5 protein-coding genes are annotated in these 7,248 nt (G+C 61.8%); 1 reads left to right on the forward strand and 4 read right to left on the reverse strand.

The features are described from left to right. Nucleotides 1-8 precede the first annotated feature (8 nt). Genes gcvPB through gcvT form a run of 3 tightly spaced genes read right to left on the reverse strand, consistent with a single transcriptional unit; the run spans nt 9 to nt 4,070 of the window. Nucleotides 9-1,535, reverse strand: a complete 1,527-nt coding sequence (gcvPB, locus tag VIO10_RS03270; protein ID WP_331959270.1) for an aminomethyl-transferring glycine dehydrogenase subunit GcvPB — start codon at nt 1,533-1,535, stop codon at nt 9-11. Then, nucleotides 1,535-2,884 carry an aminomethyl-transferring glycine dehydrogenase subunit GcvPA gene (gene gcvPA / locus VIO10_RS03275; protein WP_331959272.1) on the reverse strand — a complete coding sequence of 450 codons (1,350 nt, stop codon included), beginning with the start codon at nt 2,882-2,884 and terminating at the stop codon, nt 1,535-1,537. Before gcvPA ends, gcvPB begins: the two co-directional genes overlap by 1 nt. A gap of 52 nt (nt 2,885-2,936) precedes the next feature. Continuing rightward, nucleotides 2,937-4,070, reverse strand: coding sequence for a glycine cleavage system aminomethyltransferase GcvT (gcvT, locus tag VIO10_RS03280; RefSeq protein WP_331959274.1), 1,134 nt, complete (start codon nt 4,068-4,070; stop codon nt 2,937-2,939). Nucleotides 4,071-4,200: 130 nt separating this feature from the next. On the opposite strand from gcvT, the gene VIO10_RS03285 reads away from it, so the two are divergent. Then, nucleotides 4,201-5,103, forward strand: coding sequence for a bifunctional 5,10-methylenetetrahydrofolate dehydrogenase/5,10-methenyltetrahydrofolate cyclohydrolase (locus VIO10_RS03285; RefSeq protein WP_331959276.1), 903 nt, complete (start codon nt 4,201-4,203; stop codon nt 5,101-5,103). Nucleotides 5,104-5,808: 705 nt separating this feature from the next. Here the strand turns inward: VIO10_RS03285 and VIO10_RS03290 are convergent. Then, on the reverse strand, nt 5,809-6,459 hold the full coding sequence (locus VIO10_RS03290; RefSeq protein ID WP_331959279.1) for a hypothetical protein: 651 nt from the start codon (nt 6,457-6,459) through the stop codon (nt 5,809-5,811). Between the last annotated feature and the right edge of the window lie 789 nt (nt 6,460-7,248).

Raw genomic sequence — 7,248 nt, forward strand, 5'->3', positions numbered from 1 at the left:
TTCCGCCGCTACGCCTTCTTCTCCCACCGCAGAATCGGGTGGCGCGCGGCCGCGGCCTCGTCCACGCGCGAGACCGGCAAGGTCTGCGGCGCGTTTTTGACCCGCTCGGGATCGTTCAGCGCCTCGTCGTAAATCCGTTCCATCGCATCGACGAAGCTGTCCAGGATTTCCTTGCTCTCGGTCTCGGTCGGCTCGATCATCAGCGCACCCGGCACCACCAGCGGGAAATAGATCGTCGGCGGATGGATTCCGAAATCGAGCAGGCGTTTGGCAATTTCGAGCGTGCTCACGCCGGCGCGCTTTTCAAGGTCGTGCGAGAGCACGCATTCATGCATCGACGGCTCGCCGGTCGCGCTTGGAAAGTGCGGTTGAAGCCGCTTGCGCAGGTAATTAGCGCCGAGGATCGCCAGCCGGCTCGCCATCCCCAGACCGTCGCCGCCGAGCGCGAGGATGTACGCGTACGCGCGCACGATCATTCCGAAATTGTTGTGAAACGATCGCATCCGTCCGATCGAATCCGGCCGCTCGGCGTCGAATTCATAGCCGGCGGCGCAACGCTTCAAGCGTGGCATCGGCAGGAACGGCTCGAGATGCTTTTTCACCGCGACCGGCCCCGCGCCCGGCCCGCCACCGCCGTGCGGAGTCGAAAAAGTCTTGTGCAAATTCAGTTGGACGATGTCCGCGCCCATGTGTCCAGGCTTTGCAACGCCGAGCAGTGCGTTCATGTTCGCACCGTCGAGGTAGAGCATCGCGCCGCGGTCATGCAAGGCCGCGGCGATTTCCTGGATCTCCGGCTCGAAAATTCCCAGCGTGTTTGGATTCGTCACCATCATCGCGGCCACGTCGTCGCTCACCAGCCGGCGAACCTCGTCCGCTTCCATATAGCCGCGCCGGTTAGATTTCGCGACGATCACTTCGAAGCCCGCCAGCGTGCAGCTGGCCGGATTGGTGCCGTGCGAAGTATCCGGGATGATCACCTTGTGCCGTGCTTGGCCGCGCTTGCGATGATACGCACGGACCATCAGCAGCCCGGTCAACTCGCCTTGCGCACCGGCCGCGGGATGCAGCGACACCGCGTCCATCCCGGTGATCTCGGCCAGCGCCGCTTCCATCCGCGCGAGCAGTTCGAGCGCGCCCTGGGCAAGATGCGCCGGGGTCGCGGGATGCAGTCCCGCCAGCCCCGCAAGCGCCGCCAGCTCGTCGTTTACCACCGGGTTGTACTTCATCGTGCACGATCCAAGCGGATAGAACTGGAGCGCCTGCGCGAAGTTGAGCTGCGACAGGCGGATGAAATGCCGGAGCACCTGCGGCTCGCTGAGTTCGGGAAAGCCCGGAAGATCCTCGCGGCAAAGCTCCACGCCGATGATTTCAGCGCCGCGCCGCTGGCCGGCGGCACGCGGCGACAGGTCCACCCCGCGGCGGCCTTCGGATGAAAGTTCGAAAATAAGCGGCACGCCCGCCACCGGCTCGATGCGTTGGGGCGTCGCAGGAGTTTCAGCGACCGCGACTGGGCCGATTCTGCCCGCACTTGCCATCACCGCACCTCCGCAATTGCCGCCGCAAGCCGGCTGAACTCGCCGCCCAGATTCATTTCGGTGACCGAAACCAGGAGCGCGTCGGAGAGTTCGGAATAATCGCTGCCGAGTGCGACGCCGGCAAGGATTTGCCTGCGCTCAGCCGCTTCCAGAGCGGCCAAGGGGTTCGCAAGCTTCAATGCGAATTCGTTGAAGAACGGTCCCGAAAAGCGCCGGCGGATGCCCGCAACCTCCAGCACCGCGGCCGCCTGATGCGCCAGCTCGACGTTTTGCTCCGCCAGCTCGCGCAGTCCAACCCGGCCCATCAGTGAGAGATAGACCGTCGCCGCCAGCGCGCACAGAGAATGATTAGTGCAGATGTTCGAGGTCGCCCGTTCGCGGCGGATATGCTGCTCGCGGGTACTGAGCGTCAGGCAAAACGCGCGGCGGCCGTCACGATCGCGAGTCTGTCCCACCAACCGGCCGGGCATCTGGCGCAGATGGGTCAGCCGCGCGGCCATGAAGCCAACGCCGGGTCCGCCGAATTGAAGCGGCAGCCCGAAACTTTGACCCTCGCCGACGGCGATATCGACGCCAAGTTCGCCCGGTGCGCGAAGCAGACCCAGCGCGATGCCCTCGGCAGTGGCGGAAATGGCCAGTGCGCCCGCGCGATGCGTGATTTGAGCGATCGCGCCAAGCGGTTCGATTATGCCGAGCGCGTTGGGATAGCCGGTGACCATGCACAGCAAGCGATCGTTGGCGATACGATCGAGCGCGGACAAGTCGGTCGCGCCGGTCGCGTCGTCAAACGGAACCTCGACGAGGTCGAGTCCCTCGAGCGCACTCAGGTAGGTGCGAATGGTCGCGCGATACTCCGGCCACAGCGCTCGCGAGAGTGCGACGACCGGGCGCCTGGGCATCAACCGCCGCGCCATCAGCACCGCCTCGGCCGCGGCCGACGCGCCGTCGTACATGCTGGCGTTGGCGACTTCCATCGCGGTGAGTTGCGTGATCAGCGTCTGGAACTCGAAAATCGCCTGCGTGGTCCCCTGGCTCGCCTCGGCCTGGTACGGCGTATAGCTGGTCGCGAACTCGGCGCGTGCGATGACCGCGCGCACCGCCGCGGGCACGAAATGGCGATAGTAACCGGCGCCCAGGAAGCTTGAGAAACCCGACGCACCTGTGTTGCGAGCCGCCAGCGCTGAAATCTCGCCGACCACATCCGCTTCACTGCGCCCGCGGTCGAGATTGATTGTCGCGCTCGCGCGCAGGCTCGCCGGCACATGCGCGATCAGGTCATCAAGATGCTTTGCGCCGATCGTCTCGAGCATCGCCGCGACATCGCGCTCGGTTTGTGGCATGAATCTCATGGAATCAAGTTGTCCTCCGCCCGGCTCCGCCTCCGCTTCACCAGCAATTTAATCACACGCGCGCGGTTGATGCCGCAGTTGGCTCACCGCGCCGATAGAACGGCCGCGCCACGATGGTTGCCCGGATTTTGCGCTCGCGAATTTCAACTTCGAGCGATTCGCCGACGGCGGGCGGATTCTTCGCGCCTGCGGCCGCCAGATATGCCATCGCGATCGGCCGTTGAATCGACGGCGCGAACGTCCCGCTCGTCACCACGCCGGCCTCATCGCCGTTTCGAAAAACCCGGTAGCCCTGGCGCGCGACCATCCTGCCGTCGTCGGTCTGCAGCCCGACCAGTGTCTTCTTCAGCCCCGCCTCGCGTTGCGCGGCAAGTGCGGCCGCGCCGATGAACGGACGCCCCAGCTTTACGAAGGCCGCCAGGCCCGCTTCAAGCGGCGACGAATTGCGATCCAGTTCGTGACCGTACAGCGGCAGCCCGGCTTCGAGCCGCAGCGTGTCACGCGCGCCCAGCCCGACCGGTTTGGCATTGACGCCGGCGCCGGCGTCGAGAATCGCTTCGAACAATTGGCGCGCGCCGGCGTTTTCCACGAACAGCTCGAAGCCGTCTTCGCCCGTGTAGCCGGTGCGCGCCGCAAGGCAGGTGATTCCCGCGATCAGTCCGCCGGCGACGCCGAAGCGCGCGACGTTGACGATTGGAAACTCCGCCAGCGTTGCCAATATCGCGACAGCCTGCGGTCCCTGAACTGCGACCAGCGCGGTGGCGTCGCTTACATCCTCGAACTTCGCCCGCCCGCCGTTGAGTTGTGCGATCCATTCGCGATCCGCATCGATGTTGGATGCGTTGACGCAGAGCATGTAGCGTTCCGGTCCGAGCCGGTACACGATCAAGTCGTCGATCGTTGCGCCATCCTCCGCGCACATAATCGTGTACTGCGCGTGGCCTTGCTTGAGCCGCGCCGCGGAATTGGTGAACGCCCGCTCGATTGTGCCGAGCGCGTGCGGTCCGCTGATTTCAAACTCGCCCATATGACTCAGATCGAAAATTCCCGCCGAATTGCGGACCGCAAGATGCTCCTCGATAATCCCGCTGTAACTCACGGGCATCTCGAAACCACCGAAAACCGTCATCCGCGCGCCGAGTTTTTGGTGAAGGTCGAACAGAACAGTGCGCTTGGGCGCATTCATCAGCGGCAAAATCCTAACAGACGCTTTTGCGCCGAACGAGACAACCGCGCGTGATCTGCCAACAACCGCCCGGCTTCTGTCCACAGCGCCTTGCTCGGCGCGATCCGGTGCTATAATCGACTGATACCCGATGGCTGCAATCATCATGGATGGCCGGGCGCTGAGCGCGCATCTGATGCCGGAGCTGCGCGCCCACGTCGACGAGCTCAAGCGCGAGTTCGGATGCACGCCATCGCTGGCGGCGATCCTGGTCGGCGACGATCCTGCCTCACGTCAATACGTAAAGAACAAGCAGCGCGTGGCTGGCGAGCTTGGATGCGACAGCCGCACGGTGCGGATGCCGTCGGCGGATGCGACCACCGGCGCGTTGCTCAGCGTGATCGAGGAACTCAACGCCGATGCGCGCGTCAATGCGATACTGCTCCAGTTGCCGATCCCCGATTCGGTCGATCGCTTCCGACTGTTCGACGCGATCGCGCCCGAGAAGGATCTCGACGCGATCGGCGCGTCCAGCGTCGGGGGCTTTTATCGCGGTCAGTGGGGACGCTTCATCCCGTGCACTCCGCGCGGCGTGCTCACCTTGCTCGACTACTACCGGGTGCCCGTCGAGGGTGCGCGCGCCGTGGTTATCGGGCGCAGCGATATCGCCGGCAAGCCGACCGCGCTGATTCTCGGCGGGCGGCTGCGCAACGCAACGATTACGTGGTGCCATCGCCACACGCGCGATCTCGCCGTGATTTGCCGCGAGGCCGACATCCTCATCCCGTGCGTCGGCGCCGACACCGGCCGGCCCTATCTGATCACGGCGGATATGGTGAAGCCGGGCGCCTGCGTGATTGACGTTGGCTTCAGACGTGTCGGTCCCGGAATATTCACCGGCGATGTGGATTTCGAAGCCGTGAAGGAAGTCGCGGGATGGATTACGCTCAATCCGGGCGGCACCGGTCCCATGACTGTGCTGGCGCTGATGCAGAACCTGATCGACGCGACCCGCTATCAGCTCGGATTGCAGCGCGCCACCTACTCCGTCTGAAGGATAGCTGTGCGTAACCTGTTCGGGGTTTTTGTTTCCTCTCCCTGTCAGGAGATCTTTGCATAACCCGATACTGGTGCTGAAGCGATAAGCGCTGGCGCGCTCTTTTTTTGTGTCATTCTGAGCGCAGCGAAGAATCCCGGATTGCCTCACCCTGACAGGAGAGCTTTGCGTAACTAACGCCGGACGCCAGAGCGTCCGTCGAGATTCTTCGCTACAGCAGCTTTCGCTCAGAATGACCCGAGTGGCCGCTCGCTTCTTTGTGTCATCCTGAGCAACGCGAAGGATCTCGCGCGCCAGCGCGTCTTGCTCCAGCATCAACATCCGGTTATGCAAAGTTCTCCTGACAGGGAGAGGCCGACGCGACTCGTCGAGCGTCGGGTGCGGGTCCAAATTCCAAGTTCCTCTCGCGTCCCGAGATCCTCCGTGTATGTCACGCCGCCAGAAACCGGCCCGAGAAGCTCTAGCCGGTATTTGCCGACTGAAACCAAAACAATCGGGCCGCGCACTGCAAAGCCCTCACGGTGCAAGCCCCAGCGTAGCGACGAGGCGATTAAACTCCGCGTTGATCGCGGCGGGCAGTACCGCTTGCCGTACTAGGAGGTTTCGTGCCAAAAGCCAAACCGGTATCACTCCATCCGCTAACGTTCCATGAAGCTCTCAAAGCCATTGTCGGTGTTGATCCTGATCGCGTCGGTATTACTTCTAAGCGCCGGAAACAACGTAAGCGGAAGCGACAAAAAACATCAAAACCAACCCACGGCCCATGAGCGCAGCGGTAACAACAAATCCCAAATAGCCACGCCATCGTTTACGATTGTCGTCCAGCCAGCGCCAGTTCAAATAATTCAACCAAGCGCCCCCATAGAGCAGAACAAGCCCAAACAAAAATGGTATAAGCGGCCCACGGTTACGGATTGGGGAATCCTCGGCGTCACTCTTCTCTACGCTCTGATCTCGCTCGGTTTGTTGAACGCGACTCGAACGCAAGCTGCGCTGGCGAAAGAGAGCGCCGACACGGCCAACAAAGCCCTGAATCTGCAATTCCGGCCCAAGCTGACCGTTCGGAATTTTGTCGTACATCCACCCTTGGGCGAGGAAGCTCCAACCGATCCGTTTCCAATGATTTTTGTTCGCGGCCATTACGTTTCGGGCCAATTCTATGCCGCGAATATCGGAGGCACGGCTGCCAAGATCACTGAGAGCCATTGCGTAGTTCACTGGCGACAAGGGCCATTGCCAATGCGTCGCCCTTACGAGGGGGCGAACGGAAACAATCCCCTTGCGGGCAATATCGAAGCTGGCGGAAGGGCGACCGTCATTTTTCAGTCCGATAAGGTGCTCGACATTAGCCATACAGAACTTGGTCACATGAGGTTTCCTGATAGGTCGCCTAGTTGGAACTTGTACATTATGGGATGGATCGAGTACGCAGACGCCGGAGGTTTCGAGCGGCGCATGGCCTTTTGTCGAAGATACGATCCTCGGATTAATCGGTTCGTGGTTGTAGACGATCCTGATTACGAGCATTCTGAGATTTAGCGACGATACTTTAAAACACCGGCCTGTCACGTAAACCATGCCCACCAGGAGCATGGGTGTCACGCCCAACAGAAAGCCTTCACGCAAAGCGCTTGGTCCACTCCCATCAAGCCCCTGCTTCGTGATTCGTTCTCCTGAACTAAAAACGTTTCACGTGAAACATTCGGGTCTGGATCCTAAGAAATAACCCCTGTTTCGCAAAATGCGCGGTAAATTCCTCCGGCCGTGGCGACGGCAGCGCAGTAATAAGCCATTGGCACGGGCCGCGCGCGACAACGGAGCGCGGCCTTAACACTGGGTGCAGGGGTCACCCCTGCAACGTTTCACGTGAAACGTTTTCGTCAAAACCCCAGCAGGACAGCATTATTTCCGGCCACTTTTGGAAAAAGTGACTGCCATTGCTCAATGCCGGATCCGGGATTCTTCGCTACAGCAACTTTCGCTCTAGAATGACACGGAAACAGAGCTACGACTTCCCCCCATAACCCTTCTAACAGGGACGAAGTCCCGGATCTTTGTTTTAACACTGGGTGCAGAGGTCACCCCTGGCCGTGGCGATGGCAGCGCAGTATTGAGCCGTTGGCAGGGGCCGCGCCCGCCAAC

The sequence above is a fragment of the Candidatus Binatus sp. genome (assembly GCF_036567905.1).
Taxonomy (GTDB): domain Bacteria; phylum Desulfobacterota; class Binatia; order Binatales; family Binataceae; genus Binatus.

Excerpts from the sequence above, each read along its gene's own strand:
- gcvPB (WP_331959270.1), bottom strand. The coding sequence starts at position 1,535 with ATGGCAAGTGCGGGCAGAATCGGCCCAGTCGCGGTCGCTGAAACTCCT.
- gcvPA (WP_331959272.1), bottom strand. The coding sequence starts at position 2,884 with ATGAGATTCATGCCACAAACCGAGCGCGATGTCGCGGCGATGCTCGAG.
- gcvT (WP_331959274.1), bottom strand. The coding sequence starts at position 4,070 with ATGAATGCGCCCAAGCGCACTGTTCTGTTCGACCTTCACCAAAAACTC.
- VIO10_RS03285 (WP_331959276.1), top strand. The coding sequence starts at position 4,201 with ATGGCTGCAATCATCATGGATGGCCGGGCGCTGAGCGCGCATCTGATG.
- VIO10_RS03290 (WP_331959279.1), bottom strand. The coding sequence starts at position 6,459 with ATGGCTAATGTCGAGCACCTTATCGGACTGAAAAATGACGGTCGCCCT.